The 1,969-nt window shown below is 61.5% G+C and carries 2 protein-coding genes; both read right to left on the bottom strand.

Features of this window, described 5'->3' with window-relative positions; all coding sequences use genetic code 11:
- Positions 1–198: 198 nt before the first annotated feature.
- Positions 199–615: an NUDIX domain-containing protein gene (locus tag AB0M20_RS40590; protein WP_364306522.1), complete on the bottom strand. Its 417-nt coding sequence runs from the start codon at positions 613–615 to the stop codon at positions 199–201.
- 182 nt (positions 616–797) lie between these two features.
- On the bottom strand, positions 798–1,322 hold the full coding sequence (locus AB0M20_RS40585) for an NUDIX hydrolase (protein WP_364306520.1): 525 nt from the start codon (positions 1,320–1,322) through the stop codon (positions 798–800).
- Between the last annotated feature and the right edge of the window lie 647 nt (positions 1,323–1,969).

The following is a 1,969-nucleotide window of genomic DNA, read 5'->3' as shown; positions in this document are numbered from 1 at the left end:
GCACCCGCGTACCTCCGGCCCACCCGACGATCAACGCCGGAATCGGACCAGAACCACACAGGCAACGGACACCCGACGTGGGGAATTTGATCTAGCAGCAGTGGGGAGTTTCGGCTAGCGCCAACAAAGCAGCCGACTGGCGTTGGTCGGTCGCTCAACGACGTGCCAGCCGCGCGTCACGGCGACGCCTTGCATTTGCTAACCACCGTCGGCCAGGTGGCGATACCAGGCGCTGATGGAGGCCTTGTAGCCATCAGGCATACGCAACGCGCCAACGTCCGCCTCGGAGAATAGGCCGACGTCCTTGTGCTCGTGGCTCAGGACGGGAGCACTGCTCGAGCTGTTGTGGCAGCCATACGTCACGATCAAGACATCGACGCCTGAACCGATGTGGTACTGCCACACATCAAGCAACGGGCCCACCGTGACCGCCCAGCCAACCTCTTCCATGATCTCTCGGGCCACGCAATCGGAGGGACCCTCGCCGAGATCGAGCTTACCGCCGGGCAACTCCCATTCGTCGCGCTCATTGTGCAGGAGCAGCACCTTGCCGTCGCGGACCACGACTCCTTTGACTGAGACTGGGAACAGCTGCGGACTGTAAGCCACTTCCACCCTTTCGGCGTGACTGCGTCGGCTTCGCGGACGGACCGTAGCACGCTTGCGTCGCCGTTCTGAGCGGTGTCGAGTTCACGCCTGCCACCTAGCCTATGTTCAAACGGAATTGGCGGCGCGTGCTGGGCTCCGACTACTTCCTTCAGCGGAGTGCGGATCCTTGGGAGCCTTTGCCGGCTAGCTCAAGGGGAAACGCCGTCGCGCAGATAGTGGACCGTGTGACGTTCAACGGCGTCCAAGGCTGCGGCAACCCGGTGCCAGACGTAGGGTCGCAAACGTTCTTGTGCTTGGGACGGTGTGCAGAACTCGGTCGTCGAGAGTTCATCGTCTTGGGGTGCAATATTTCGAACTTCCTCGTCGCTGAGCTGGCCGCCTTCAAAGACGAAGGCCAGCAGATCGTCCCACGGGTCATGTGGTGAGACCCAGTCCACGACGAGGAGGCGACCGACTCGAATCTCGAGGCCAAGCTCCTCTTTCAGCTCGCGTTGCACGGCCCGGTCGGGCGGTTCGTTGGCTTCTACCATCCCGCCAGGCGTATCCCAGTCGGGCTTGTACTTTGGGTCGACTAAGAGGATGCGTTGGCGGGAGTCGCGGATGATCACATCAGCGCTGACTCGCTTACGTGGTTGGCGAGCGTTTCCTTCAGCAAGGTGTTCTTTCCAAGCCTCAGGGTCTTTTTCATACAGCGGGGCATCGGAGTTCACCATGAGACCGGTCCGACTCCGGTGTCCTCGCTAGTCCGTTCGCTGTGCGGGGCTAGCCAGGCACGGCTTTGCACCGCTTGGTCGAGCCGGATTAAGAGGGCTGCGACGGTGGGGTCAGCTCGGTGCGGTGCCAGGAGCTGCTGCATGCCTACGAGCTGGCGTGAAACGAGGTACGAGCTAAGTTGTTGCGTTGCGTTGACAACCTCATGCGCTACGAGGCAGGCGTCTTCAAGCTTCCCTTGGGAAATGAGCGCAGTGACGAGAAGAAGTTGAGCCAAGGCACGGCTTCGTATGCGATCGCCCGACCGTAACGCGATCACCCGTTCAGCGTGGTGTTGAGCCTGACGAGCATCACCAAGCCGCTGTAGGCAGCGGGCGATTTCAGTTGCCAATGAACCTTCGTCGTATCTACTTACCCAAGGTGAGTGTTCGTCTGCCGGCGTCCCTGCGAGGGCCTGTTCGGCCCTGTGAAGAAGTTGCCGACACTCGTCGGCCTTGCCGAGGCCGGCGTACCCGCGAGCTTGCAACGCGAGTAGGTGTGCTCTGAGTTCAGTGTGTGGTGGACCACCAGCAAGCGACGCGAGACCCCGCTCTGCGTGGCGGATTCCGTCGTCTGCGCTGCCACCGTGCAGAGCTAGATGACTCATGCT

The sequence above is a fragment of the Actinoplanes sp. NPDC051633 genome (assembly GCF_040681735.1).
Classification (GTDB): Bacteria; Actinomycetota; Actinomycetes; order Mycobacteriales; family Micromonosporaceae; genus Actinoplanes.
The sequence above is the reverse complement of the archived record's forward strand: the minus strand, read 5'-3'. Positions and strand labels throughout refer to the sequence as shown.